Origin of the sequence: Alkalimonas mucilaginosa (genome assembly GCF_036327005.1) — a bacterium.
Taxonomy (GTDB): Bacteria; Pseudomonadota; Gammaproteobacteria; order Enterobacterales; family Alteromonadaceae; genus Alkalimonas; species Alkalimonas mucilaginosa.
In genome coordinates this window covers 99,335-125,734 of the sequence record NZ_JAUGZK010000008.1, presented here as the reverse complement: position 1 = coordinate 125,734, position 26,400 = coordinate 99,335, and the positions used below count along the sequence as shown (strand labels likewise).

The window sequence follows — 26,400 nt, the reverse complement described above, 5'->3', positions numbered from 1 at the left end:
TGATGTCCGTTCGTTGAAGCTGCCTGATGGATGAACTAAGCTCACTCGACCCCTTAACCGTCCAGCAACCCTTGCCGCTGGCTTTTGTTCGTGGCGAGGCAGTGCTGGAACGGCCGGAGGATCTCTACATCCCACCCGATGCGCTCGAAGTATTGCTGGATGCTTTTGAAGGGCCGCTCGACTTTCTGCTGTATCTGATTCGAAAACACAAATTCGATATCGTGCAACTGCCGGTATTGGAAATTACCCAACAGTACATGGAATACATCGAGTTGATGCAGGAAATGAACTTTGAGCTGGCAGCTGAATACCTGGTGATGGCAGCTATGTTGGCCGAGATAAAGTCTCGCTTGCTTTTACCTAAACATCGGGAGTCGGATGAGGATGAAGCGGACCCAAGAGCCGAATTGATCCGCCGGCTGCAGGAGTACGAAGTATTTAAACAAGCCGCCAGTGATCTGGATGAATTACCCCGTCAGGAGCGCGATTATTTCAGTGGTCAGGCCAAACTTGCCGATAACTTTCAGCCGCTGGTTATCTTGCCTGAGGTTGCGCTGGAAGAGCTGGTGTTGGCTCTGAAAGATATTATGAAGCGGGCCAGTGATTTTCAGCACCATCATATCAAGCGTGAGCAGATGTCGACCCGCGAGCGGATGAGCCGCATCCTTATGCTGTTGCAGCACAAAGATTACTTACCTTTTGAAGCCTGCTTTGAGCTCGAGGAAGGCCGTGAAGGCGTGGTGGTGAGCTTTTTGGCCATTCTGGAGTTAAGCAAAGAAAAGTTGATTACACTGACCCAGGTAGCGTTGTTTGGGCCTATTCACCTGAAAGTTGCCACCGGAGCCAAAGCATGAAGCGGGCCATTGCCGACAATCAATTGCTGCAACTGGTAGAAGCAGCTATTTTCACCGCTGAGCAGCCGTTGTCGCTGCAGGACTTGCAAAGTACAGTGCTCGAAGACTTTGCTCCCAGCAAGAAGAAATTGCAGGCAATCCTGGCGCAAATTACTCAGGATTATGCCGGTCGTGGTGTACAATTGCAGGAAACCGCGTCGGGCTATCATTTCCAAAGCCGGCCAGAGCTTAGCGAGTTCCTGGCAAAGCTTTGGCCAGAGCGTTCGCCCCGTTACTCGCGTGCAGTGCTGGAGACGTTGGCATTGATTGCTTATCGTCAACCCATCACCCGTGGTGAGATTGAAGATATCCGTGGCGTCAGTGTCAGCTCGCAGATCATGCGTACCTTGCTGGATCGGGGCTGGGTCAAAGTGGTTGGGCACAAAGAAGTACCTGGGCGGCCAGGGCTCTATGCCACCACAGCAGAATTTTTAGATTACTTTGGGTTACAAAGTTTAAGCCAGTTGCCTGAGTTAACCACTTTTAGGCAGCTATCGTTAGCAGAAAATGAGGCCGGTGCCGAAGATGGCATGGCCGCTACACCACCGTCGGGACGACAGGAGAGCATAGTATGAGTGAGAAACTACAGAAAGTTTTAGCCAGGGCAGGCGTGGGTTCACGCCGGGAAATGGAGGCCATGATCAGTGCCGGCCGGGTGTCGGTTGATGGCAAGGTGGCTTATTTGGGCGATCGGGTCGAGCCGCAGCAAGTACTCCGGGTCGATGGGCATGTGGTGAAAACCATCAGCGAAGACGCACAAGTCTGTCGGGTGCTGGCGTACCATAAACCGGAAGGAGAGATTTGTTCACGGCATGATCCAGAAGGGCGGCCAACGGTATTTGATCGCTTACCGAAGTTGCAGGGCTCGCGCTGGATTGCTATTGGCCGCCTGGATATCAATACTTCTGGGCTGTTGCTTTTTACCACCGATGGCGAGTTGGCTAACCGGCTGATGCACCCCAAGTTTGAAGTAGAGCGCGAATACGCGGTGCGGGTGTTTGGTGAAGTCACCGATGCCATTATTCAAAAGCTGCGTACCGGGGTGATGCTGGAAGATGGTCAGGCCAACTTTAAGAAAATCAAAGTATTGCCAGGCGAAGGGTTAAATCGCTGGTTTCATGTGATGCTAACTGAAGGCCGCAACCGTGAAGTGCGCCGGATGTGGGAGTCGCAGGGCACTGTGGTCAACCGGTTAATACGGGTGCGCTACGGTGATTTGCATTTGCCAAAACACATTCCTGCCGGTGGTTACGCCGAATGCAGCCTGGATGAAGTCAACTATCTACGGGAGCTGGTGAAGTTACCAGCCGAAACGCAGAGCCTGATCAAAGCCGAAGACCGCAGTGAGCGTCGCCGCCGCATTGCTGGTATGCGCCGTGCCGTGCGTAAACACCAGATCGCAGAAAAAACACCGGGGCGAAACACTGAAACCAAGGCTAAGCCAAAGCCGAAAGTGAAAGAGGACAAACCGGCGAAGCGCCCGGCAGCAAAGCCAGCCAATAAAAAACCAAGCCGGGCTGGCCGGGGCTAAGCGCTAAATAGTGGGATTAGCAGCAAAATGCTAAATGAAACATTTTGCTGCTCGGGTGATTACGACTGATAGCCATCCGGGTTTTGTTGCTGCCAGCGCCAGCTATCTTGCACCATATCATCCAGGCTAAGCTTTGCTTGCCAGCCCAGTAATTGGCTGGCTTTGCCCGGGTCAGCGTAACAGGTGGCAATATCGCCAGGGCGGCGGGCGACAATGCGATAAGGCACTGGTACTTTATTCTTATCGGTAAAAGCCTGTACCATATCCAGTACGCTGTAACCTACTCCGGTACCCAGGTTAAAGGCATCAATGCCGGAGTGCTGCTGCACATATTCCAGGGCCTTTAAATGACCTTCGGCTAAATCAACTACATGGATATAATCCCGCACGCCAGTGCCATCCTTGGTGGGGTAATCATTACCAAAGACACTGAGTTCGGCTCGTTTACCTACGGCTACCTGACTGATAAAAGGCATCAGGTTGTTAGGAATACCATTAGGATCTTCACCAATCAGGCCGCTTTTATCGGCACCGACCGGGTTAAAATACCGCAGTAAGGCAATGGACCAGGCAGGATCAGAAGCAGTCAGATCTTCAAGTATGTGTTCAATCATCAACTTGCTCTGGCCATAGGGGTTGGTAGCAGAGCGGGGCGCGGTTTCAACAATGGGCATGGTTTTGGCGTCACCGTAGACAGTGGCTGATGAGCTAAATACCAGACGTTTCACCCCGGCTTGTTGCATCACCCGACACAAGGTAATAGTACCCGCGACATTGTTGTCGTAATATGCCAGAGGCTGCTCAGTAGACTCGCCCACGGCTTTTAAGCCAGCAAAATGTACCACAGCGCTAATTGCATGCTCTGCAAAAAGCTTTGTTAGCGCTTGTTCATCTCGGATATCTATTTGCAGACTAAGCAGAGAGCGGCCAGTCAATTGTTGCACCCGTTTAAGTGCCTCATCGCTACTGTTGCTAAAGTTATCAATGCTAATCACAGCAAAGCCTGCCCGCAGCAGTGCCAGTGCGGTATGGCTGCCAATGTAGCCGGCACCACCGGTCAATAAAATTGCACTCATCAAAGCTCCTTAGGGCAACACTTTTTTAAATGGCTTGACCGTCGAGCGTGCGTAAACACCGGCTGCCAGATAAGGATCCGCATCGGCCCAAGCCTGGGCTTCGGTTAGAGACTCAAATTCAGCCACCACCAAAGAGCCGGTAAAACCAGCTTCGCCGGGTTCCAGGCTGTCTATGGCAGGTAGCGGTCCGGCCAAAAGCAGCCGACCGGCCGATTTTAACTGTTCCAGCCGAGCCAAATGGGCTGGGCGGCTAGCCAGTCGCTTGCTCAGGCTAGTCTGGACGTCTTCCGAGTAAATCATATAGAACATGGTCATTCCTTGAATATAAGCCGGTTGAAACTGAAAAAACGATGGCTGCCTGCATGCAGCGACCGAAAAGCTAGGATTTCAGCACGGGCCCTGATAGCATGCTGAAAAAACGAAAAACAATTCTAACAATAAATGTCAGGGAGTCCCAACCAAAATGAAACGTGAGCTGTTTAGTTCTAAGATTGGCTTTATTCTGGCCGCGGCAGGTTCTGCTGTTGGTATCGGTAATTTGGTCGCCTTTCCGGTAATGGCTAGCCAGAATGGTGGTGCCGCTTTTTTAATCATGTACGCCTTCTTTGTATTTTTTATCTGCCTGCCGGTTATGCTGGCTGAAATGAGCCTGGGTCGCCATACCCGGCAGAACCCACATGGTGCCTACAGTAAAATCGGGCAAAGCCCACTCTGGAATGGCGTTGGCTGGTTGGCTGTTATTACGCCCTTTATGATAGGGGTGTTTTATCTGGTAATTACGGTCTGGATTTTTGGCTATCTGGCCAAGGCGGTGATGGGGCAGTTGGATACGCTGGCACAGGATGGCGCTTTTGGTCTATTCATCAACAGCAATGAGCTTTATCTGTACATGGCGGTGGTGATTGGCCTGACTTTCTTAATTTTGCAGAGTGGGGTCAAGCAGGGCATCGAGCGGGCGGCTACTTATTTGATGCCAGCGCTGTTCGTGATGCTGCTGTTGTTGGTGGGCTACGTGCTGACGCTGGACAACGCCATGCTCGGTGTGCAGTTCTTTTTAATCCCTGATTTTAGCAAGATCAATGTGCAGGTACTTACTGATTCGCTGGCGCAGGCGTTTTTTTCCTTATCGCTGGCGATGGGCATTTTGATTACCTACGGCTCTTACATTCAGAAGAACAATGATATCGTTGGTGCCGGTAAGATGGTGGCAGGTTTATCCTTGTTGGTGGCCTGTTGTGCCGGCTTGCTTATTTTACCTGCGGTGTTCTGGTCGGATCCAACGATTGATCCATCAGAGCTGACTGATTCCAGTATTGGCATGATTTTTATGGTATTGCCAAAAATATTCCTGGCATTGCAGCAGGATATTGGTTTCTTTGGGGCATCTTTTGTCGCGTCTTTCTTCTTTTTGCTGGTGTTCTTCGCTGCTATGACCTCACTGATTTCGATCATTGAAGTGCCGGTAGCCAGCCTGATGGATACCAAAGGCATTTCCCGCCGCCGCTCTCTGATTACTTTGGGTGTTGTGATGGTGGCCCTGTCGGTACTATCGGCTTTGTCTTTTGGCCGGGTCGACTGGCTCACCAGCTTCCTGAGCTATGGTGGCGCGGACAAGTCGTTCTTTGATGTGATTATGGATGTGTTCTATTACAGCATCCTGCCGCTCAATGGCTTGTTATTATGTTTGTTTGTCATTTACCGCTGGAAGAAAGTGAATCTGCACGCCGAGATGCGAGAAGGCAACCCTGATTTTGAAGGCAGCCTGATGCAGAAATACATCGATGTCTCGCTGGGTACCTTTATTCCAGCCATCCTGGCGGTGATTTTCCTGCTCAATGTATTGGGCCGTTTCTTTGGCGTACAGGTGTTTTAAGCTAATACCCTTGTAGGGCATAGCATCCAACCCCAGCTTCGGCTGGGGTTTTTTATAGGGTTGATGTGGCTCAATCAAGCGGTAAACCAAGGACTGACGTTTGGGCCTGCAGTATATCGTGGTAAGGACAGGAATGTAGTAGCTGAACAACTGCAAATGATAAGCAGAGACAAAATAAAAAGGTGCCCCGCAGGACACCTTTTTTGTTCTGTGCTAAACGCTAAGCTTAATCGGCTTTGGTTTTACTCATCGGGGCTGTGGCTGCCTGACGAGCAGAGCCGGTGCCCGCTTTACGCTCTGAGCTTTGAACCGCTGGGCGTGCTTCGGCTGGCATCGCCGTTGGCAGCTCCGCAGCTGGCTCGTCAGTCACCTTTACCGGCTTGGCCATTTGCGATACCACCATTTGTTGGTAGCGATTGGCTCGGGCTGGTGCTGCCGGGGCTGGTGTGCTGGCTACCGAAGCAGCATGCTCTGCTGCTGGTGCAGGAGCAACTGCTTCAGTTACTTTTACGTCAGCTTTGCTTTCCGGTGCTGCTTCAGTGGTCGGTTTTGTCACCTCGGCTTGTTCAACCTTCTCAGCTTTCTGTGCTTTCTCAGCTTTCACGGCCGTTTCTACGGCTTTAGCAGGTGCTGCTTCGACTTGTCCGGTTTCAGACTTATCCGCTTTCACTGCTTTGGGTGCAGAGGCTTCAGCATCATCAGCTGGTTTTGCTTTGGCTTTACGGGCCGGCGCACGTTTGCGTGGTTTTTTGGCCGGCGCTTCATCTGGTGCCTTGTCCGTAGTTGTTGGTTCCGCTACTTCAGTGCCACTGGCCGCGTCAGCTTTAACCGCAGCATCTTCGGTGGTGGTCGCTGGCTCAGCCGGCTGTTCAGTGCTTGCTTCACTGCTTGTTGCTGCCTCACTGATCTTAGCTGGCTTAGCAGGTGCAGACGTTTCGAACGTATCAACTTGTGGGCTGGCCAGTAAGTCGAGCTGCTCGGTGGTTGGCTCTGCTGACGTTTCTTCCGCATCGCCATTTTGCTCTTTCTTGCGCTTTTGACCGGCAGCACGCAAATGACGTGGCGAGCGGCGGGCACGTTTGCGCTGATCGCTTTGCTCTTTGTCTTCTGTTTCGCTATCGACAGCATCGCTTTCAGTTGCATCTTTGTCGGTAGTATGACTGTCAGCTGCATCGGTAGGCTTGGTGGCCTGCTCAGCCTCTACAGTTTCGTCAACCGGCTGTACCTTCTTTGCCGCTTTGGCATTCGCTTCAGCTTGCTCCGGAACGCTTTGCTCAGCTGTCGGCTGATCGGCTTCTGTGCTCGTCACAGGCTGCGGCATAGTCGCTTCAGCTGCTGTATTTGCTGCTGGTATAGCATCAGTCGTTTCTGTGTTGGTCACAACAGTTTTAGTGGCAGTTGTATCCTGAACTTCGGCTACTGCAGGTTGCTGTTGAGGCTCTGCAGCTGCCTTTTCCAGGCGGACTGACTTTTGCAACTGACGACGCTGGCGACGTTCAGCGGCTTTACGCGGCTGAGTTGGCTTTTCCTCCGTGCGGTCGGCAGTGTTTTTGGCATCTGGTTTTGCCTCTTGTTTAGCTTCTGCTTTTGGTTCTTGTTTTTTGGCCTGCTCAGCTGCTCTGCCTGGTTTGGCAGTTTGTTTCTGCTGTGGAGCCGTTTGCTGCGTTTGCTCTTGCTCTGGGCTGCGACGACTATCCTGACCACCGCGACGGCGGTTGTTATTACGACGACGGTTGTTGCTTTGGTTGGCGCGACGGCTTTGCTCATTGCGTTGCTCGGCCGCTGGCTTTTCCGCAGGCTTGGTTTCTTTGCTCTCACTGCTGCCAAACAGTTGGCTAACCCAGCTCGACAAGCGTGCCAGCAAACCAGGTGTTGCTTCTACTTTGCTGGTAGCTGGCTGGGCTACAGGAGTAACGGCAGGAGCAGGCGCGGTTGCATCCGGAATGCTGATAGCTGCCAACGCGGGCTTCTCTCTGGCAACACTTTCCTGAGTTAGTGGCTGGTACAGATCTTTGCTCAGATCCGGTGTTTTCACCATCTGGTAGCTGCTTTCATCCAGTTCTTCATCGATCCGAACCCGGATTACTTCAAAGTGAGGGGTTTCCATGTGCTCATTTGGAATAATGAACACATCAATACCATGACGCTTTTCAATGCGGCGCACGGCATCACGCTTTTCATTCATCAGGTAGGTGGCTACCGAAATAGGCACTTGCGCCTGAATTTGGCTGGTATTGTCTTTAATGGACTCTTCTTCAATCAGGCGCAGAATCGACAATGCGGATGATTCAGTGCTGCGAATAGTGCCGCGACCGTGACAACGTGGACACAGATGACCTGCAGACTCACCCAAGGATGGGCGCAGACGCTGACGGGACATTTCCAACAAACCAAAACGCGAAATCCGGCCAATCTGAACCCGGGCCCGATCCTGCTTTACCGCATCTTTTAAACGGTTTTCCACTTCACGCTGGTGACGTACCGGCGTCATATCGATAAAGTCGATAACAATCAGGCCACCCAAGTCACGCAAACGCAATTGGCGGGCAATTTCATCGGCTGCTTCTAAGTTGGTATTAAAAGCAGTTTCCTCGATGTCACCACCTTTGGTAGCTTTGGCCGAGTTGATATCAATTGCGGTCAGGGCTTCGGTGCTGTCAATCACGATGGAGCCGCCGGATGGCAAGCGTACTTCACGGTGGAAAGCCGATTCAATCTGATTTTCAATCTGGAAGTGCATAAAAAGTGGCACATCACCGGTGTACAATTTCACCCGATGAGCAAAGTCCGGCCGGAATTGCTGGATATAGAGGCGCGCTTCGTCGAAAATTTTCTGGCTGTCGATCAGGATCTCGCCGATATCACGGCGCAGGTAATCGCGGATGGCGCGAAACACCACATTACTTTCCTGGTGAATTAAGAATGGAGCCGGGCGGTTGGCAGCGGCATCGCTGATAGCAGCCCAATGTTTCAGCAAGGACTTTAAGTCGTAATCCAGTTCTTCAAAAGACTTGCCAACACCGGCAGTACGGACAATCAGGCCCATACCATCTGGCATGGTCAACTGGCTTAACGCATCTTTTAAATCCTGGCGCTCGTCGCCTTCAATGCGACGGGAAATACCACCGGCACGAGGATTGTTTGGCATTAATACCAGGTAGGAACCAGCCAGGCTAACAAACGTCGTTAAAGCCGCACCTTTTTGGCCACGCTCTTCTTTGTCAATCTGGATAATAACTTCCTGACCTTCTTTCACCACTTCTTTGATATTGGGACGGCCATCAAATTTATAACCAGAAGGGAAGTACTCGCGGGAGATTTCTTTCAGTGGTAGGAAGCCATGACGGTCGGCGCCGTAATCAACAAAAGCAGCCTCAAGGCTGGGTTCAACCCGGGTGATTTTGCCTTTGTAGATGTTGGCTTTCTTTTGTTCATGACCCGGGCTTTCGATATCCAGATCAAACAGGCGCTGGCCATCGACCAGCGCAACGCGGATTTCTTCTTCCTGCGTTGCATTAATTAGCATTCTTTTCATTGTGTAGTGACTCTGTATTCAAGCCACAACGCAAGGACTCCGATCAACGGGTGCTCAGACGCTTTCAAACATCAAATGGTGCAGTCTCCCGACTGGAATGCTTGAGGAAACCTATTGTTAAAATTGACAGTTATCGCTGTAATTCATCAAATCTGACACACACCGCATTTCGCTGCGCTGCGTTATAGCATTTTTATTCAATTTTTGCTCTGCTGACCGGATCCTGTGTTTTGTCGGTGTTGGCAATAAATTACTCAGCATTGCCTCAGACAAAGTGGCGATTAATTTGCGCTGGGGGAGGAAAAACGTTGGTTTTCACCACGATTTCGGTATGATCCGCCCAGGTAGCGGTGCCGCACAGCATCTCTTATGTCGCTCAGAGCGCCCTAATTGCCATCATTCTGGCTGAATTAGCCCGGGCATTATCCCACTAATCAACCAGTAATAGCAACTTAAATGTAATTTTAGCAGAGTTCAAAGCCTTCATGACGGAAGACATAAAATTAGGTGTGCAAATTGTTGAAATAGAATCAGAATTTTCTGGTCAACGGGTAGATAACTTCCTGATCGCCAGGCTGAAAGGCGTCCCTAAAAGTGTGATTTATCGGGTGTTACGCAAAGGTGAGGTCCGAATAAACAAAAAGCGGGTCAAACCTGAGTACAAATTGCAAGCAGGTGACTTGCTCCGAATTCCACCAATCTCTGTACGCAAAGAGCCCGATGCGGTTTCTACCCAATTGGCTGTGGTGAAGCAGTTGGAGCATAAAATTCTGTTTGAAGATGAGCACCTGTTAATCATCAACAAGCCATCCGGCATGGCAGTGCATGGCGGCAGTGGCTTGAACTTTGGTGTGATTGAAGCGTTGCGTGCGTTGCGCCCGGATGCGCGCCATCTGGAGCTGGTTCACCGGCTGGATCGGGATACTTCTGGCTGCCTGATGATTGCCAAAAAACGTTCGGTACTGCGGCATTTGCATCAGCAACTGCGTGATAAAACCGTAGAAAAAAAATACCAGGCACTGGTAGCCGGTGATTGGCCGGCTAAATTGCGTAAAGTGACAGAGCCACTGCGCAAAAATACTCTGCAATCCGGTGAGCGGGTCGTGCGGGTGGATGTCGTGGAAGGCAAAGAGTCTGAAACCCGCTTTCGGATTTTGCAGCGCTATCAGCAAGGCACCTTAATCGAAGCCTTTCCGGTGACCGGTCGTACCCACCAAATCCGGGTGCACACGGCTTGTAAAGGCCACCCGATCGCCTGTGATGATAAATATGGCGATAGCGATTTTACTCAGCAGATGAAAGCGCTGGGGCTGTCACGATTATTTTTGCATGCGTTTAGTTTACGGGTGCTACACCCGATCACAGAAACCACCTTAAGTATCGAAGCACCGTTGGACGATGATCTTGCCATGCTGCTTCAGCAGTTGCAGAGGGTTTAGTATGGCGTTTGAGATAGAACGTATCGAATTGGTTATTTTTGATTGGGATGGCACTGTGATGGACTCTGTCGGCCGTATTGTCTCTGCCATGCAAAGCGCTGCGCAGTTGACTGAATTGCCGGTACCATCTGATCATAGCGTGAAACAAATTATAGGTTTGAGTTTGGATCTGGCCTTTAGCACCTTGTTTCCTGCCATGACTGCAGCCCAGCATCAACGCTTGTTTGAGCATTACCGTGAACAATACGTGGAGCGCGATCCGACCCCGACGCCAATGTTTGCGGGTGCCGAAGCCCTATTTTTGCAATTGCGCCAGCAGCAAAAACGGTTGGCGGTAGCAACCGGCAAGGCGCGAAAAGGCCTGGATCGTATCTTTGCCGAAACCGGCCTGGCGCACTACTTTGATACTACCCGCTGTGCCGACGATGCCAAATCCAAACCTGATCCGGATATGCTGCTGCAAATTCTGGCAGAAACCCGTCTGCACCCAGAGCAAGCGTTGATGGTGGGGGATACCAGCCACGATATGTTGATGGCGCAGCAGGCCGGTATACCGCGCGTTGGCGTCACGCATGGGGTGCATGGTATTGAGGTACTGTCACAGTTCCAACCGCTGGCTATCGTTGATAATTTACCCCAGCTACAGCGGTTATTTACCCAACCTGCAGTTACGTTGCCACTTTAAACCGGTTATGCCAGCGGGTTGATGTCATGCTGGCGCAACATTTCAAGCAATCGAATTAACGGTAAGCCGATCAAGCTGTTTGGGTCGGCTCCTTCGAGCTTTGCAAACAAGCTAATACCGAGACCTTCACTTTTAAAGCTACCGGCACAGTCCAGCGGTTGTTCAATGGCCACATAATTGGCAATTTCGGCATGGCTTAATTGACGAAAGTGTACATTAAATGGCTCGCAGCAAAGCTGGCTTTGCCCTGTAGCGGCATCAACCAACGCAAGCCCGGTTAAAAAGGTGACTGTGTTGCCACTGAATGCTTGCAACTGCGCCATGGCGCGTCTCGCGGTATGCGGCTTGCCAAGAATGTCGCCATTAAAAACCGCGACCTGATCTGATCCTATCACCAATCCATTGGGAAGGGTGCCCGCTACTTTGCTGGCTTTGGCCAGGGCCAGTCGTTGTACCAGCGTAGCTGGTGCTTCACCAGCTATCGGGGTTTCATCAATGTTCGGAGCGGCGACCTGAAATAGCAAGCCGATTTTTTGCAATAATTGCTGGCGGTAAGGGGAGGTGGAAGCCAGCCAAAGCTCAGTTTGGAAGGGTTTACGCATACATCAACCTTGAACAAAACAACATCATGAGCTGTTACTATACGGATCTGGCTTTACAAATGCGATAAAATAGCCGAAAAGGATGCAGAATCCTTTGACAGCTTTGCAGTGGATCTATATGATGCGCGCCTTATGCAAAAAGTAAAAATTCCTGTTACCTTAGACCCGGTGCGGGCGGCCCAGAAACGATCATCGTATGATGGTGTGGTGCCGCTTAAAAATTTAAGCCGGTTATCAGAGCAACTGCTGGATACCAGTGGTGAGGTAACTGTACGGATTGATTGTGATATCGACGAGCAAAAGCTGGTCGTGCTATCAGGGGAAGCGAATTGCGACGTGCAGCTAAGCTGCGAGCGTTGTCGACAACCGATGAACCTGTCATTGCATTGCCAGTTTGCGTTTACGCCGGTTCGCAGCGATAATACAGCGCTGGATCATATTCCTGAGCGCTATGACGTGGTCGTTCCGGACGAACACGGTGAAGTGAATTTGCAGCAAATGGTAGAGGATGAGTTAATCCTGACCCTGCCAATGTATCCGGTGCATGACGAAAGCTTTTGTTCAGCATCGGATCAGCTTAGCAGCTTTGGTGTGGTGATTGATGAGCCGGAAAAACCGAACCCTTTTGCAGTATTGCAAGAATTAAAGAAAAAGTGATTTATTAGGAGAAAGCCATGGCTGTTCAGCAAAACAAAAAATCTCGTTCACGGCGTGATATGCGTCGCTCACACGACGCACTGACAGGCCCTACGCTGTCTGTCGACGCTACCACTGGTGAAACGCATCGTCGTCACCACATGACTGATAGCGGCTTCTTCAAAGGCCGTAAAGTCAAGTAAGTCTGGATGCACCTGGTGCAGCCAACACAAATACATATCGCGTTAGATATGATGGGGGGCGATCACGGCCCCCTTGCTACTTTACCTGCAGCCATTCTGGCTGTGCAGGAATTCCCTTATCTGTTACTTACCCTCTGCGGTGATGCAGCTTTGTTGCAGCGTGAGCTCAGCCAGCTTGGTTTTGGCAATCATCCCCGTTTACGTATTCAACACTGCTCTCAGCAAGTGAGTATGTGCGAAAAACCCAGCTCAGCGTTGCGAAATAAGCGTGACTCCTCAATGCGTGTAGCTCTTGACTTGGTAGAACAAGGACAAGCCGCAGCTTGTGTCAGTGCAGGCAATACCGGTGCATTAATCGCTATGGCGCATTTCGCATTGAAAATGTTGTCAGGTGTCGAGCGTCCTGCCCTGATCAGCACCTTGCCGTCTACAGCAGCACAGCCTGTCTACATGCTGGATTTAGGTGCTACTGTAAACTGCGATGCCGACACCTTGTTTCAGTTTGCCGTGATGGGGTCGGTGATGGCGGAAGAAGTAGAAGGTCTGGATGCCCCAAGGGTGGCTTTGCTGAATATGGGGGAAGAGGAAATTAAAGGCTCCGATCAAATTAAGCAAGCAGCGGTGTTGCTTAGTGAGTGCGATGAGCTGAATTATATCGGCTACATCGAAGGCAACGATATTTTTTCCGGCAAAGCCGATGTAATCATTTGCGATGGTTTTGTCGGCAATGTGGCTTTGAAGACTTGCGAGGGCGTGGCCAAGTTGATTGTAAATCAAATCCGGACCACACTGCTGAGCAGCTTGATTGGACGAATTGTCGGCAAACTGGCGCAACCCTGGTTAAAAAGCATGGTCAAAGGGGTGAACCCCGACCAGTATAATGGCGCAAGTCTGATAGGATTGCGCGGAATTGTCGTGAAAAGTCATGGAAATGCCTCCAAAGAGGCCTTTTTCAGTGCTATCCGGCAAGCTGTCCTAGAGGTTGAACGTCAGGTCCCGGCCAAAATTAAAGATCGGCTGGAACAGGTATTAATTGGAAAAGCGTAGGTTGCCATGTATTCTCGCATTATCGGAACCGGAAGTTATTTCCCGTCTCAAGTAAGAACCAACACCGATCTGGAAACCATGGTCGAAACTACCGATGAGTGGATCATTGAGCGCACTGGTATTCGTGAACGTCGTATCATTGCCAAAGATGAGAGTGTCGCTACCATGGGGGCAGCCGCTGCCCGCCAGGCCATCGAAGCCGCTGATATTGATAAGAACAGCCTGGATATGATTATTGTCGCTACCACCAGTGGGGCGCGTTCATTACCCAGCTCAGCCTGTGAAGTGCAGCGTGAACTGGATATTCCTGCTATTCCTGCCTTTGATGTGGCCGCAGCCTGTGCTGGTTTTTGTTATGCACTTAGTGTGGCGGATCAATACATCAAAAGTGGTATGGCGAAACGCATTCTGGTGATAGGCTCCGACTGCTTGTCCCAGTTGATAAGCCCGGAAGACCGAAGCATGGTGATCCTGTTTGGTGATGCTGCCGGTGCTGTGATTTTAGAAGCGTCTGAGCAGCCAGGGATTTTATCTACCCATATTCATGCCGATGGTAAATATTCAGAGTTACTTTATGTGGATAATCCAATCCGTGGTGATGTCGAGTCTGTGCATAACTCCTGGGGATCGATGAAGGGCAACGATGTCTTTAAAGTCGCCGTCACTAAGCTATCGGAAGTAGTAGAGCAGACACTGGCTGCCAATAAGATGGATAAATCTGAAATTGATTGGTTGGTTCCACACCAGGCTAACCTGAGAATTATATCTGCTGTCGCCCGTAAGCTGAACTTACCAATGGAGCAGGTGGTGATAAACCTGGACCGTTATGGCAATACGTCTGCGGCAACGGTGCCAACTGCCTTGGATGAGGCCATCCGTGATGGTCGCATTAAGCGTGGTCAAACCTTACTGCTAGAGGCTTTTGGTGGTGGTTTTGCCTGGGCATCTGCGTTGGTTAAGTACTAGTCCGCTTACTCATGGCACCGGTTTTACTACAGGATTAAGATTATGACAAAGAAAATTGCCATTGTGTTTCCAGGGCAGGGCTCACAAAGCCTTGGTATGCTTAGTGAACTTTACGCTGCTCATGCCGTGGTTCGTGAAACCTTTGCTGAAGCGTCAGTTGCTTTGGGTTACAATCTTTGGGCATTAGTTGCGGAAGGGCCGGAAGAGCAACTAAATGAAACCGATAAAACCCAACCCGCTTTATTAACTGCCTCTGTGGCCTGCTGGCGTCTCTGGCAACAGCAGGGTGGAGCCAGTCCAGCCTATCTTGCCGGTCACTCCCTGGGCGAGTATTCAGCACTGGTTTGTGCAGGCGTACTCTCGCTGGCGGAAGCTGTTGTTTTGGTTGCCAATAGAGGTCGTTACATGCTGCAAGCCGTGCCTGCTGGCACCGGGGCTATGTACGCTATCATCGGTTTGGACGATCAGGCCGTTGCCGAAAGTTGTGCTCAGGTTGCGAACAATGAAGTCGTGGCACCAGTGAACTATAACTCACCTGGTCAGGTTGTTATTGCTGGCCATAAAGCGGCGGTAGAACGGGCTGCTGAAGCATGCAAAGCTGCAGGTGCCAAACGGGCATTACCTCTTGCTGTTAGTGTGCCGTCGCATTGTGCCCTGATGAAGCCTGCTGCCAATACGTTGGCACAGGATATGGCTGCTATGGATTTTCAGCCAGCGACTCTTGCGGTGGTTAATAATGTAGATGTGGCTGTATGCTACGACAGTGCAGCCATTCAGGATGCCTTGGTGCGGCAGCTGTATAGCCCGGTGCGCTGGACTGAAACCATCGAGTGGTTAGCCGCTCAGGGGGTGACTGATGTTATTGAGCTGGGAGCTGGCAAAGTACTCTCTGGCTTGATTAAGCGCATTGATAAATCCCTGGCCGCTGTTTCTGTCAATGACAGCGCCTCATTAGCTCAGGCACTGGCCAACGAATAACACAAGAAAGGATTTTTTATGACAGCTTTATTTTCTTTAGAAGGCAAAGTTGCTCTGGTGACAGGTGCCAGCCGTGGTATTGGCCGGGCGATTGCGGAGCAATTAAAAGCACAGGGAGCTACTGTTGTTGGTACTGCGACCAGTGAAAAAGGGGCCGCTGCCATTACTGAGTACCTTGGTCAGCCAAATACTGGTTTGGTGCTGAATGTGACCGATACTGATTCGATTGAAGCTTGCCTTACCAGTATTAAAAATAATTTTGGTGATATTGATATTCTGGTCAATAATGCCGGTATCACCCGGGACAATCTGCTGATGCGCATGAAAGACGACGAATGGTTTGATATCATTCAAACCAACCTGACATCGGTGTTTCGTCTGAGTAAGGCCGTGTTGCGCAGCATGATGAAAAAGCGTTATGGTCGTATTATCACTATTGGTTCGGTGGTGGGTAGTATGGGCAATGCGGGTCAAACTAACTACGCAGCCGCCAAAGCTGGCGTACTGGGTTTCACCAAGTCACTGGCACGAGAGGTCGCTTCGCGTGGTGTTACGGTGAACGCAGTGGCTCCGGGGTTTATTGATACGGACATGACTAAAGAGTTATCGGATGACCAAAAAGAAGCTATTTTTGGCCAGGTGCCTGCCAATCGCTTAGGACAGCCTGCTGAAATTGCTGCAACTGTTGCCTTTTTGGCATCAGAACCTGCAGCCTACATTACTGGCGAAACGATTCATGTCAACGGCGGTATGTACATGGTGTAAGCCCAGCATGTCAGACCAGCAAAAAAATGCCGGTAGGACGACTTGCATCAATGCAGGCTTACGCATAAACTAGCGCCACATAAAATTGCACGAACTGTTGCGATTTAAATGAAAAAAGGAAGAAAAGATGAGCAACATCGAAGAACGCGTTAAAAAAATTATTGTTGAACAACTGGGTGTTAAAGAGGAAGAAGTCAAGCCTGAAGCTTCCTTTGTTGATGACCTGGGTGCAGACTCTCTGGATACCGTTGAGCTGGTAATGGCTTTAGAAGAAGAATTTGATACTGAAATTCCTGATGAAGAAGCAGAGAAAATCACCACGGTACAATCTGCGATTGACTACGTCAAAGCCAACGCAGAGTAAGCCGTTCTGGCTAAAAACGGGTAGCCTGGCTACCCGTTTTTTGTTGGATGCTTTTATCCGGCAACTCTTGCAGCAAGCTTAGTGTCGGTCCAGAATAAATTCTACTGCAGCATCGCATGTTGATGCTGCAGTAGAATTTATTTTCATCAGCTCCATTGGAGGATGCAGTGTCAAAACGTCGAGTCGTAGTGACGGGGCTGGGTTTACTCACCCCGGTTGGTAATGATGTAGCCACCAGCTGGCAAGCCCTGCAACAAGGTAAAAGCGGTGCAGGCTTGATTGAGCACTTTGATACCGAAGCCTACAGCACCAAATTCGCTGCCATGGTCAAAGACTTTGATGTCGAGCCCTACTTTCCGGCGAAAGAAGCCAAAAAGATGGATTTGTTTATCCAATACGGTGTTGCGGCAGGTATCCAGGCGTTTCGCGACGCTGGTATCGAAGTGACCGAGCAAAACGCTGGCCGCATAGGTGCAGCCGTTGGTTCTGGTATCGGTGGCCTTGGTTTGATTGAGGAAAACCATACCAAGCTATTAAACAGCGGCCCTCGTCGCTTGTCGCCGTTTTTTGTGCCCTCGACCATTATCAACATGATCTCGGGTCAGTTGTCTATCATGTTGGGCCTGCAAGGCCCCAACATTAGTATTGTGACTGCCTGTACCACAGGCGTGCATAACATTGGTCAGGCGGCCAGGATGATTGCTTATGGTGATGCCGATGTCATGCTGGCTGGTGGTGCTGAAAAAGGCTCAACCCCACTGGGAATGGGGGGCTTTGGTGCTGCCCGGGCATTGTCTACCCGCAATGATGCACCGGAGCAGGCCAGTCGTCCCTGGGATAAAGACCGTGATGGCTTTGTGCTGGGCGATGGTGCTGGCGTGGTGGTACTCGAAGAGTATGAGCATGCCAAAGCCCGTGGCGCCAAAATTTATGCCGAGCTGGCTGGTTTTGGCATGAGCGGTGATGCTTTTCATATGACATCACCGCCGGAAAATGGCCGTGGTGGCGCTATGGCGATGCAAAATGCGCTGAATGATGCCGGGGTGAACCCGGAGCAGGTTGGTTATATCAATGCGCATGGTACCTCGACCAATGCAGGCGATTTAGCGGAAACCTGTGCGATTAAGTCGGTATTTGCGGCCAACAAAGACAGCATTATGGTGAGCTCCTCCAAGTCGATGATTGGTCACTTGCTGGGTGCGGCCGGTGCAGTTGAATCAATCATCACCATTTTATCGCTGCGCGATCAACTGGTGACGCCAACCATTAACCTGGATAATCCAGATGATGGTTGTGATTTGGATTATGTGCCACATACAGCTCGTGATGCCAAACTGGAGTATGCGCTTTGCAACTCTTTTGGCTTCGGTGGTACAAACGGCTCCATCCTATTTAAGAAAGTGTAACCCGCTTCTTGTGTGATCAAGCCCGCCTGGTGCGGGCTTTGCTGTATATGCAGTATGGAGGATCCCGTTTTATAACGGTAGTTTGCATGATTGAGAATTTAACTTTCTGACAGCCAATAAAAAAGGCAGCTGCATTGCAGTTGCCTTTTTTGACTAAGATGGCCGTAGGTTCAGAACAGTTTGAACTCAGCGGCGCTATCCTAACGATTAGATCGCAGTAATGTTAGACGCCTGTGGGCCTTTCTGGCCAGCAGTGACGCTGAACTGAACACGTTGGCCTTCAGCCAGGGTTTTAAAACCTGAGCTTTGGATTTCACTAAAGTGAGCGAAAACATCTGGTCCAGAAGCTTGTTCGATGAAACCAAAGCCTTTAGCTTCGTTAAACCATTTGACGGTGCCGGTAGTTGTATTAGACATGGTATGTACCTGTATTAATTAATAAATAAGATGCCTGATGTCAGGCGATTGTGCTGTGAGAGATGTTTTAACTTATGAATACAGGAAGAGTTACTAAAACGGCAATAACATTCGAGGTTTTGCATAAATAACGAACAAACTAATCAAGCACGGCCAGTGTATAGGTTTTCTTTGCGCTGTCAAACTTTATTTCTCATAGTTATAAAAAATAATGTTTTTATTTCTCTGCTGTCTATTGCTCCGACCAAACCGCGTATTCATTGCCACTAGGGTCGGTAAAGTGAAAACGCCGCCCGCCCGGAAAGTTGAAAATAGCTTGCAGGATCTGACCACCTGCCGCTTTCACATCAGCTAAGGTTTGCTCCAGCTCAGAGCTATACAGCACCACCAGGGCGCTGCCATGCTGAGTTAGCGCTAGGTGTTCACTTTGGTAATAACCACCATCAATGCCAGCATCGGTAATGGCCATATACTCCGGGCCGTGATCGACAAACCCCCAGCCAAATACCTTGCTAAAGAATGCTTTGGTCGCCGCCATATCCCGGCAGGGCAGTTCGATGCAATTGATTTTTCTATGCTGATGCATTCGGGAATCTCCTGTTGAATTGAGGTTTAGCCACAAAATGGCACCAGTTTTAGATGTATATTTCGCCCATCATATAATCTACCGCATTGCCTGTCAGTTGCACCCGATCGCCCTTGAGTTCACAGCGCAGGGCACCGCCTCTTTTGGATAGCTGGTAAGCACTCAGTTGCTGCTTGCCAAGCTTGTGGGCCCAGTAAGGGGTAAGCTCACAGTGCGCCGAGCCGGTGACCGGATCCTCGTTTACCCGCAGCTTGGGAAAGAAACAGCGGCTGACAAAATCAACGTCTTTATCTTTGCCAGAGGCTGGAGCGGTTGCCACCACGCCACGCAAGCCCAGTTTTTTCAGTTGCTCAAAGTTGGGGGCTAGGGCTTTGATCTCATCGGCAGTTGGGTACACTGCAATGTAATCAAAGGCTGCCAGCACCTCCACGGGAGCTTTGCCAAGCCCGGCAAGCAGCTCTGCCGGCGCTGAAACCGGTTGTGGCATACTGGCTGGAAAGTCCAGCTGATAACCCTTATCAGTGCGTGTTACCCGCAAAAGGCCACTACGGGTACTAAACACCAGTTCTGGCTGATGAAAGCCAAGCTGGCTATACAACACATGGGCAGCAGCCAGAGTTGCATGGCCGCATAAATCTACTTCTTCTTCCGGGGTAAACCAGCGCAACTGGTAGCCATCGCCTGCAGGCACAAAAAAGGCGGTTTCCGATAAATTGTTCTCTTCAGCAATGCGTTGCAACAGCGCATCGTCCAACCAGTTGGTCAGTGGGCAGACCGCTGCCGGATTGCCACCAAACACCTGCTCGGTAAAGGCATCCACTTGAAACATTTGTAATTTCACCTTGACTACTCCTGGTTGAAAATCGGTTCAGTTTAACCGCTTAGCCACTGTTTGACGAGTGGGATCAAGGCTTCGATGGCAGCACCTTGGCTATCGGTGTTGGCATCGGCAATGCCTATGACCAGGCCACGCTTTGGCTCATGCATAAAACAATAGCGGCTAAAGGGCTGTACTTTAAAGCCGTGTTGCCAGAGCTTGTGGCTTAATGCCACATCGTCCGCTAGGTCGGGCAGCAGCAACGTCAGGTGTAAGCCAGCATCCTGTGCCAGCAAGGTGGCATTTGGAAAGTGTTGCTGCAGCAGGGGTATCGCGTATTGCTTTTGCTGCTGATAGCAGCGACGCATTTTCCGAAGATGGCGTAAAAAGTGCCCTTCAATGATAAAGTCGGCCAGCACGGCTTGGGGCAGTAAAGCCACATCGCCCTGCACCGCCTGCAGCAGGGCACTGGCGGTTTGGATCTGGGCTTTGGGCGCCACTAAATAACCAAGCCGTACTGCCGGAAACAGAGTTTTGCTGAATGAGCCGACAAAAAGCACCCCTTCACCTCCGGCTAGCCCTTGCAAGCTGGCAATAGGCCGGTGGCGGTATTGAAACTCACTGTCGTAATCGTCTTCCACCAACCAGCATTGCTGTTGTCTGGCCCAGTGCAGTAATTCCAGTCGCCTGGCCAGGGGCATAATGCCGCCGCAAGGGTATTGGTGCGATGGCGTTAAAAAAAGCGCTCTGGCCTTGCCATTGGTCGGCAGTTGGCGCAGATCCAACCCATCGGGGCCAGCCGCCGGCAGATGCTGCACTTTAAGCTCTGCCAATTGCAGCGCTTGTTTTAGTCGTGGATAACCTGGGGATTCCATCAGCACTTGCTCATGGCTTTTTGCTGCCAGCCTGGCCGCCAGAAACAATGCCTGCTGGGCACCCGTGGTGATAAGGATGTTGTCCTGATCGCACTGCAGCTGACGCGACTGAGCTAAGTAGTGCGCCAAAGCTTGTCGTAGTGGCTGGTAGCCAAGCGGATCGGCCATGCCACAGAGCGCAGTCCGGTTGCCATGGCGCTGCAGCAATTGCTGCCAAATACGAAATGGAAAGGGGCGTACATTCGCCAGACCAGGCTGCAGCCGACCGCTGTGAGCCTGGCCTTTGGCTGATAGGCCGTAGTGCTGCATCGGCAGGGCAGCACCAGCGGACGCCTGGACTGGTTCTGGCGTGAAGTAGTGATCGGGCAGTGCTGCAACGATCTGATAGCCCCGGCCTTGCTGTGCCTCGACATAGCCTTCTGCCACCAGTTGCTGCAACGCTTGTTGCACTGTGGTGCGGCTAAGCACAAGGTCACTGGCCAGTTGCCGCTCTGAGGGCAGCAAGGCGCCAACCGGCCAGCGGCCACTGAGCAGTTGCTGACGTAAACACAGATAGAGTTGCTGCTGCAGTTCCCCCTGGCCGGATAAACTGAGGGCATCACTGCACAAACGGGTACCGGGCAACTGGATTGCTCCTTTTTCTAAAACTGGCTATTTCAATCAATCCAGTTTAGCAGTGAAATGATGTTTTCAGAACAGGAGAGATTGATGATTTTAACCTTTGCTATCGAAACACAGCTTGATCTTGATGAAGTCATAGCGCTGTATCAAAGCTCCGGCATCGCCCGGCCGCTAGAGCAACCGAAGCGGATGCAGCGGATGCTACAGCATGCCAATCTGATCGTTACCGCCAGGCGGGACGGCCAGTTGCTCGGGCTGGCTCGCTGTTTAACCGATTACAGCTGGGTGGTGTATATTGCCGATTTGCTGGTAGCCAAAGATTATCAGCAGCAAGGGGTAGGGCGGCAGTTACTGGCAGAAGTGCAGCGCATCACCGGGCCTGAAGTGCAGCAATTGCTCTTAAGTGCCCCTTCGGCCATGGCTTATTACCCGAAGGTAGGTTTTCAGCCGCTTAGCAATGCCTTTGCCATTGGCCGTAAGGAGTAGCCCATGCTGTATTGCCCCAAAGCCATGGCGTTTGCCAGCACGGACGCTTTGCATGATTTTATCGAACAGCATGCTTTTGGCTGCCTGGTGAGCCAGCCATTTTTTTGCAGTCATCTACCCTGGTTACTGAAGCGGCAGCAAGGCGAGCAAGGGGTGCTCTATGGTCATCTGGCCCGGCAAAATCCGCATGCCAAAGCCCTTAACGGCCAGCAGGTGCTGATTAATTTTACCGGCCCCCATGCCTACATTTCACCGGGCTGGTATCAAAGCAAGCTGGCGGTGCCGACCTGGAATTATGCGGTGGCGCATGTGCAGGGCAAGGCACAGTTGCTGGAGCCAGAGGAAACGTTGGCAATGCTGGAGGAGCAGGTGGTCAGTTATGAGTCTGAGCCGGCGGCATTGGCGAAGATGCCAGCCCAGTACCGCGAGCAACTGGCCAGGGCCATTGTCGGGATCCAGGTGCCGATAGAGCAGCTGACAGGCAAGTTAAAGCTGGGGCAACAGCGCTCAGCCGAGGATCAGCAAGGGGTGTTGACTGCCTTGCAGCTGAGTGAATCGCATCAGGCACAGGCTCTGGCGGCCTTGATGACCAACTGGCAACTTGGCGTTGGCTAAGTGGTCGCTTGTTGCGTCAGATCAAGGCCTGTTGCTGTGGTTTCGTTAGACTAAGCGCAGAGTTCATTGCTTTGAGAGTTCCTATGCCCAGTATCCAGTGGGATCCAGCTTTGATTGCCAAATACAACATCCATGGCCCACGCTACACCTCGTACCCGACGGCGCTGGCACTGCAGGCGCCCTTTGATAGCCAACAAGTGCGCGACACCTTGCTGGCATCGGCCGGTGAACTGAGCCTTTATCTGCATCTGCCGTTTTGCCATCAGCTCTGTTACTACTGTGGCTGCAACAAGGTGGTTACCCGGCATCAGCACAAGGCGGATCGTTATCTGGATGCACTGGAGCAGGAAATGGCCATGTATCAGCCCTTGGTAGCGCACCGGCCCATTGGCCAGATTCATTTAGGCGGCGGCACCCCGACTTTTCTAACCGAGCAGCAGTTAAGCCGGTTAATGCAGCTGTTTCATCAGTACTTCGATTGTACAGCGCTGGATGAGCTCAGTATTGAAATAGACCCGCGCAGTTGCAGCCTGGAAAAACTGGCGCACCTACGCCAGTTGGGCTTTAATCGGGTCAGTTTTGGCGTGCAGGATTTTGATCAGCAGGTGCAAATCACCATCAACCGGGTACAGGATGCCGATTTAATTCGTCAGCTGGTGCAAGCGGCCAAAGCACTTGGCTTTAGCTCCATTAATCTTGATTTGGTCTATGGTTTGCCTTACCAGCAGGCGGCTTCGTTTCAGCAGACGTTGGATCAGGTGGTGGCGTTGGAGCCGGATCGGGTGTCTTTATTTAGTTATGCCCACTTGCCAGCGCGCTTTGCTGCGCAGCGCAAGTTGCCGGAGGCCGCCTTGCCAGGCGCTGAAGCCAAGCTGGCTTTGTTGCAGCAAGGCATCGCCACTTTTAGCCAAGCTGGTTATCAGTTTATTGGCATGGATCACTTTGCCAAGCCTGAAGATGGCCTGGCCAAAGCGCAGCGGGCAGGGCGGTTGCAACGTAATTTTCAGGGCTATACCACCCATGGTCAGAATGCGCTGCTGGGCCTTGGCGTTTCTTCGATTAGTCAGGTGGATGGTGTGCTGTGGCAACATGAAAAAGATTTGCCGGATTACTATCAGGCGATTGAAGCTAGGCAGTTACCTCTGGCCAAAGGTTTTGTCTTGTCCAAAGATGACTGCATTCGTGCGGAATTAATCGCACAGCTGATCTGTCATTTTGAACTCGATACTGCGGCTTTTGCACAGCAGTGGCAGCTTGATTTTGACCAATACTTTGCTGATAGCTTGCAAAAGCTGGCCCCCTTTATCGAGGATGGTCTGGTTGAGTTAAGCCCGACAGGCATTAAGATAGCCGATGCAGGTCGGCTATGGGTGCGCAGCATTTGCAGCGCCTTTGATGTGTATTTACAGCAGGGCCAGCAGCGTTATTCCAAAGTGGTTTAATACAAAGAGTGGTTTAATACCAAGAATGGTGTAAGCCAAACAATAAAGCCACCTCGCGGTGGCTTTATGCGTAGTTGCAGCGACTTACAGATGATAACTGATGTGCTGATGAAAACGCACTACCAGATCATCTCGCTCCGGATTCAGATTAACGCCTTTGGCAAAGCGGCGCAGGGCGGTTTCGACCTGATTCATAAAGCGTCCATAACCCATATCGGTGTAATCGTCTTTGGTTGCAAAGATAATAAACTGAGCGGATTCAACCAAGTTGCTATCATCCCAGTCAGCAATCAGTTGCCCTTCGCTGATGCTGGTATCAAAACCAATCATCTGCAATTCTTTGCCGGTACTCATTTTATCAAACTTGCTGTTACGAACCAGTGGCAGCAAGCCATTGGCCAGCACAGCTCTGTGGGTCAGTTTATTCAGGCTGGTGGCTTCAACAAACTGGTCCTGAATCAACTGGTACAACTCAGTGTAAGGACGATCAGATTTAGCATCAATGGTGACTTGCTCTTTGATATAGCGGCTAAGTGGCAAGTTAATAATGGCATAAGTCAGGGCACTGTGCTCAGCCGGTAGTTCACAATGGCGGGCTTTGTAGCGCGCATCCAAAGAGCGAAGTTTGTAGCCATAACTTTCTTTGACACCTTTTTGCTTAGCAAATAAGTCGTACGTTAGGTGTTGGTGGTCGCGAACTTTGATGGCGAGCTCTGGGCTGTTAATTTCATCGCTAAAGCGTTGCAACAAGGCGCGAACTTTATTGTGAAAATCTGCTGCGTTGGCACGAATGTTTGCATCTGTTGCCATAAATAGTAAGGAGATCTTACGGGCTTTTTCCGCCGGGTTAAAGAAGCTATTTTGCGCTTCATGGTAGGCCGGGTTGTAGAAAAACAGAATTTGTTCGGCGGTTTGCAGGGTATAGGCTTCGGTATGAAAACGCACCACCGGCGTTTTGCCATTGGCAATCAGGTGGACATTGCGTAAACCTGCTTGATCGGCCAGTTCGAAAAAAATCTTACTCAATTGCAGGTAAAATTCTTTGAAAGGCTCGGGACTATCAACCATTGGGGCGCCAAAGCGCGCCAAAATTGCATCTGTCAGGCTGAACTCTGCTAGCAGATATTGGTTGTCCCTGGAGCTGGTTGGAATATAAACTTTGTGTTGGCTGCTGACCGGCATAACTCCCCCGTTAAAGCTGTCCTTAATTGCTGGTTAGTGTAGCAAAATTTAATCAGCTGGACTTTCATTTTTTGTTGATTTTTCACAAAGATAGTAGCTGGTACACCAAACAGGTACACCAGCCGAGGTTAATGGCTGCTCCGTGCAAAGCGTCCCAGTTGTTGCTGTGTTCGGGCCGTTCCATCCAACAAAGCTTTGGCGGCATCATCAATAGAAGTCATCTGCACATTGGCTTCATTGGTCACATGCTCAATAGCTGATAAGTGCTTATGGGTTTGCTGGTAACGTTTTTCCAGTGCCCCTACGGTGTCATTGATACTGTGCACCCGGTTTTTGGCATCGGCCAACTGCTGTTGTAAATTAACAAATTCGTGGCTGGTTACCCCAGTTTGCTGTTGGGCATCTTTGGCTTGCTGGTGCAGACTTTCCGATTCGGTTCGGGTTTCCTGTACCAGCCGCTCCATATCGTTTAAAAAGCCTGATATTTGCCGGGTGGCATCGTTGACCTTGGCCGCCAGTGTGCGTACTTCATCAGCTACCACGGCAAAGCCACGGCCAGCCTCACCGGCTCGTGCCGCCTCTATGGCAGCATTAAGCGCCAGTAAGTTGGTTTGGTCGGAAAAGTTCTCTACCATCACCAGAATTTGCCGTACGTTCTCAGCATTTTGATGCAGACCATTGATGGTCTGACCAAAGGTATCCAGCAGTTTGACGATACTAGCTAACTGACCCGACAGCTGTTGCATCTGACTGCTGGCGCCCTGTGCACTTTTTACTGTCACTGATGCTACTTCACTCATTTGATCACCGTGCTGAACGATGTCAGACAAGTACTCCAGTACCTGATCACTTTCGCCGCGGATCTGATGGCTACGCTTCTCCGTATCCTGCAAGTGACTGCGTGTGGTGCGAACAGCTTTGGATACTTGCTCATTGGTTTCATGGGTGCGTTTAGCTTCCTGATGAATATCACCCAATAACTGCCCCAGTTGATTAACAAACTGATTGTACTGCTCAGACAAGGTTCGAAACTCGTCGTGGGTAAAAGCCGGCAGTCGGTGGTTCAAATCTGTTCCTTTACTGTTGGTTTCCTGCAAAGCGGATACCAGAGCATGTACTGGCCGAACGATTAAGTGATGTAAATAGAAAATGGTGAAGATAAAGGCTGCCGAACCCAGCAGCAACAAAAGCCACCACCCCGTGGTAGCCGCATCATCCGCCGGGTAAGCCAGATAGAGGGTCAGCGCAAAGAAGAGCGCCAAAAAACCAATGTTGCCGATGATTTTACGAGTGAGAGTATAGAAGAAAGTTTGTTCAATAAAGTTATACACTTTGGCAAAACTCCCCATAGCTTTTCCAT

27 protein-coding genes are annotated in these 26,400 nt (G+C 50.8%); 17 read left to right on the top strand and 10 right to left on the bottom strand.

Annotated features, from left to right (window positions below):
* The first annotated feature begins 26 nt into the window (after positions 1-26).
* From QWF21_RS12045 to rluB, 3 genes are read left to right on the top strand one after another with little or no spacing between them, the layout of a single operon-like run.
* Positions 27-854, top strand: coding sequence for a segregation and condensation protein A (locus tag QWF21_RS12045; protein WP_330088302.1), 828 nt, complete (start codon positions 27-29; stop codon positions 852-854).
* Positions 851-1,468 (top strand): SMC-Scp complex subunit ScpB, encoded by a 618-nt coding sequence (scpB, locus tag QWF21_RS12040; RefSeq protein ID WP_330088301.1) that lies wholly within the window; start codon positions 851-853, stop codon positions 1,466-1,468. Before QWF21_RS12045 ends, scpB begins: the two co-directional genes overlap by 4 nt.
* Positions 1,465-2,424 carry a 23S rRNA pseudouridine(2605) synthase RluB gene (rluB, locus tag QWF21_RS12035; protein WP_330088300.1) on the top strand — a complete coding sequence of 320 codons (960 nt, stop codon included), beginning with the start codon at positions 1,465-1,467 and terminating at the stop codon, positions 2,422-2,424. The genes scpB and rluB overlap by 4 nt, the downstream gene beginning before the upstream one ends.
* A gap of 59 nt (positions 2,425-2,483) precedes the next feature.
* Here the strand turns inward: rluB and galE are convergent, their stop codons facing one another.
* Together galE and QWF21_RS12025 are read right to left on the bottom strand one after the other, a co-directional pair.
* Positions 2,484-3,500, bottom strand: a complete 1,017-nt coding sequence (gene galE, locus QWF21_RS12030) for a UDP-glucose 4-epimerase GalE (protein WP_330088299.1) — start codon at positions 3,498-3,500, stop codon at positions 2,484-2,486.
* 9 nt (positions 3,501-3,509) lie between these two features.
* A complete protein-coding gene (locus QWF21_RS12025) occupies positions 3,510-3,809 on the bottom strand; it encodes a YciI family protein (protein WP_330088298.1) in 300 nt (99 codons plus the stop codon).
* A gap of 154 nt (positions 3,810-3,963) precedes the next feature.
* Here QWF21_RS12025 and QWF21_RS12020 point away from each other — a divergent pair, with 154 nt between their 5' ends.
* Positions 3,964-5,373: a sodium-dependent transporter gene (locus tag QWF21_RS12020; RefSeq protein ID WP_330088297.1), complete on the top strand. Its 1,410-nt coding sequence runs from the start codon at positions 3,964-3,966 to the stop codon at positions 5,371-5,373.
* Positions 5,374-5,599: 226 nt separating this feature from the next.
* On the opposite strand, the gene rne is transcribed toward QWF21_RS12020, so the two are convergent.
* The gene (rne, locus tag QWF21_RS12015) at positions 5,600-8,899 is read right to left on the bottom strand and encodes a ribonuclease E (protein WP_407935289.1); all 3,300 of its coding nucleotides are present in this window, start codon (positions 8,897-8,899) and stop codon (positions 5,600-5,602) included.
* Positions 8,900-9,393: 494 nt separating this feature from the next.
* Between rne and rluC the strand changes: the two genes are divergently transcribed.
* A complete protein-coding gene (gene rluC / locus QWF21_RS12010; RefSeq protein WP_330088295.1) occupies positions 9,394-10,347 on the top strand; it encodes a 23S rRNA pseudouridine(955/2504/2580) synthase RluC in 954 nt (317 codons plus the stop codon).
* A gap of 1 nt (position 10,348) precedes the next feature.
* Complete coding sequence (locus tag QWF21_RS12005; RefSeq protein ID WP_330088294.1) at positions 10,349-11,032, top strand: HAD-IA family hydrolase; 684 nt, start codon at positions 10,349-10,351, stop codon at positions 11,030-11,032.
* A gap of 5 nt (positions 11,033-11,037) precedes the next feature.
* On the opposite strand, the gene QWF21_RS12000 is transcribed toward QWF21_RS12005, so the two are convergent.
* On the bottom strand, positions 11,038-11,634 hold the full coding sequence (locus QWF21_RS12000) for a Maf family protein (protein WP_330088293.1): 597 nt from the start codon (positions 11,632-11,634) through the stop codon (positions 11,038-11,040).
* Positions 11,635-11,766: 132 nt separating this feature from the next.
* Between QWF21_RS12000 and yceD the strand changes: the two genes are divergently transcribed.
* The 8 genes from yceD (at position 11,767) to fabF (ending at position 17,999) form a co-directional block, all read left to right on the top strand.
* Positions 11,767-12,291 (top strand): 23S rRNA accumulation protein YceD, encoded by a 525-nt coding sequence (yceD, locus tag QWF21_RS11995; protein WP_330088292.1) that lies wholly within the window; start codon positions 11,767-11,769, stop codon positions 12,289-12,291.
* A 17-nt stretch (positions 12,292-12,308) separates the two neighbouring features.
* Complete coding sequence (gene rpmF, locus QWF21_RS11990; RefSeq protein ID WP_091340992.1) at positions 12,309-12,473, top strand: 50S ribosomal protein L32; 165 nt, start codon at positions 12,309-12,311, stop codon at positions 12,471-12,473.
* A 6-nt stretch (positions 12,474-12,479) separates the two neighbouring features.
* Positions 12,480-13,520 carry a phosphate acyltransferase PlsX gene (plsX, locus tag QWF21_RS11985; protein WP_330088291.1) on the top strand — a complete coding sequence of 347 codons (1,041 nt, stop codon included), beginning with the start codon at positions 12,480-12,482 and terminating at the stop codon, positions 13,518-13,520.
* Positions 13,521-13,526: 6 nt separating this feature from the next.
* Positions 13,527-14,486: a beta-ketoacyl-ACP synthase III gene (locus QWF21_RS11980; protein ID WP_330088290.1), complete on the top strand. Its 960-nt coding sequence runs from the start codon at positions 13,527-13,529 to the stop codon at positions 14,484-14,486.
* 42 nt (positions 14,487-14,528) lie between these two features.
* On the top strand, positions 14,529-15,464 hold the full coding sequence (gene fabD, locus QWF21_RS11975; RefSeq protein WP_330088289.1) for an ACP S-malonyltransferase: 936 nt from the start codon (positions 14,529-14,531) through the stop codon (positions 15,462-15,464).
* Between the two features lie 18 nt (positions 15,465-15,482).
* Positions 15,483-16,229 carry a 3-oxoacyl-ACP reductase FabG gene (gene fabG, locus QWF21_RS11970; protein ID WP_330088288.1) on the top strand — a complete coding sequence of 249 codons (747 nt, stop codon included), beginning with the start codon at positions 15,483-15,485 and terminating at the stop codon, positions 16,227-16,229.
* A 127-nt stretch (positions 16,230-16,356) separates the two neighbouring features.
* Complete coding sequence (gene acpP, locus QWF21_RS11965) at positions 16,357-16,593, top strand: acyl carrier protein (RefSeq protein WP_228590370.1); 237 nt, start codon at positions 16,357-16,359, stop codon at positions 16,591-16,593.
* A gap of 167 nt (positions 16,594-16,760) precedes the next feature.
* The gene (gene fabF / locus QWF21_RS11960) at positions 16,761-17,999 is read left to right on the top strand and encodes a beta-ketoacyl-ACP synthase II (protein ID WP_330088287.1); all 1,239 of its coding nucleotides are present in this window, start codon (positions 16,761-16,763) and stop codon (positions 17,997-17,999) included.
* Positions 18,000-18,206: 207 nt separating this feature from the next.
* Here fabF and QWF21_RS11955 read toward each other — a convergent pair whose 3' ends face one another.
* From QWF21_RS11955 to pdxR, 4 genes are all read right to left on the bottom strand, one after another.
* Positions 18,207-18,416 carry a cold-shock protein gene (locus tag QWF21_RS11955; RefSeq protein ID WP_330088286.1) on the bottom strand — a complete coding sequence of 70 codons (210 nt, stop codon included), beginning with the start codon at positions 18,414-18,416 and terminating at the stop codon, positions 18,207-18,209.
* Positions 18,417-18,648: 232 nt separating this feature from the next.
* Positions 18,649-19,002: a VOC family protein gene (locus QWF21_RS11950; RefSeq protein WP_330088285.1), complete on the bottom strand. Its 354-nt coding sequence runs from the start codon at positions 19,000-19,002 to the stop codon at positions 18,649-18,651.
* A gap of 49 nt (positions 19,003-19,051) precedes the next feature.
* Entirely contained in the window at positions 19,052-19,843 is a 792-nt protein-coding gene (locus tag QWF21_RS11945; RefSeq protein ID WP_330088284.1) for a PhzF family phenazine biosynthesis protein, read from the bottom strand.
* Between the two features lie 32 nt (positions 19,844-19,875).
* Entirely contained in the window at positions 19,876-21,318 is a 1,443-nt protein-coding gene (gene pdxR / locus QWF21_RS11940; protein WP_330088283.1) for a MocR-like pyridoxine biosynthesis transcription factor PdxR, read from the bottom strand.
* An 84-nt stretch (positions 21,319-21,402) separates the two neighbouring features.
* Between pdxR and QWF21_RS11935 the strand changes: the two genes are divergently transcribed.
* The 3 genes from QWF21_RS11935 to hemN all read left to right on the top strand — a co-directional run bounded on the left by QWF21_RS11935 (position 21,403) and on the right by hemN (position 23,858).
* The gene (locus QWF21_RS11935) at positions 21,403-21,801 is read left to right on the top strand and encodes a GNAT family N-acetyltransferase (protein WP_330088282.1); all 399 of its coding nucleotides are present in this window, start codon (positions 21,403-21,405) and stop codon (positions 21,799-21,801) included.
* 3 nt (positions 21,802-21,804) lie between these two features.
* Positions 21,805-22,416, top strand: coding sequence for an FMN-binding negative transcriptional regulator (locus QWF21_RS11930; protein ID WP_330088281.1), 612 nt, complete (start codon positions 21,805-21,807; stop codon positions 22,414-22,416).
* A gap of 83 nt (positions 22,417-22,499) precedes the next feature.
* Positions 22,500-23,858 (top strand): oxygen-independent coproporphyrinogen III oxidase, encoded by a 1,359-nt coding sequence (gene hemN / locus QWF21_RS11925; protein WP_330088280.1) that lies wholly within the window; start codon positions 22,500-22,502, stop codon positions 23,856-23,858.
* Positions 23,859-23,942: 84 nt separating this feature from the next.
* On the opposite strand, the gene QWF21_RS11920 is transcribed toward hemN, so the two are convergent.
* Positions 23,943-25,040, bottom strand: a complete 1,098-nt coding sequence (locus QWF21_RS11920; protein ID WP_330088279.1) for a DUF3083 family protein — start codon at positions 25,038-25,040, stop codon at positions 23,943-23,945.
* Between the two features lie 128 nt (positions 25,041-25,168).
* Complete coding sequence (locus tag QWF21_RS11915; RefSeq protein ID WP_330088278.1) at positions 25,169-26,389, bottom strand: methyl-accepting chemotaxis protein; 1,221 nt, start codon at positions 26,387-26,389, stop codon at positions 25,169-25,171.
* Positions 26,390-26,400: the final 11 nt, after the last annotated feature.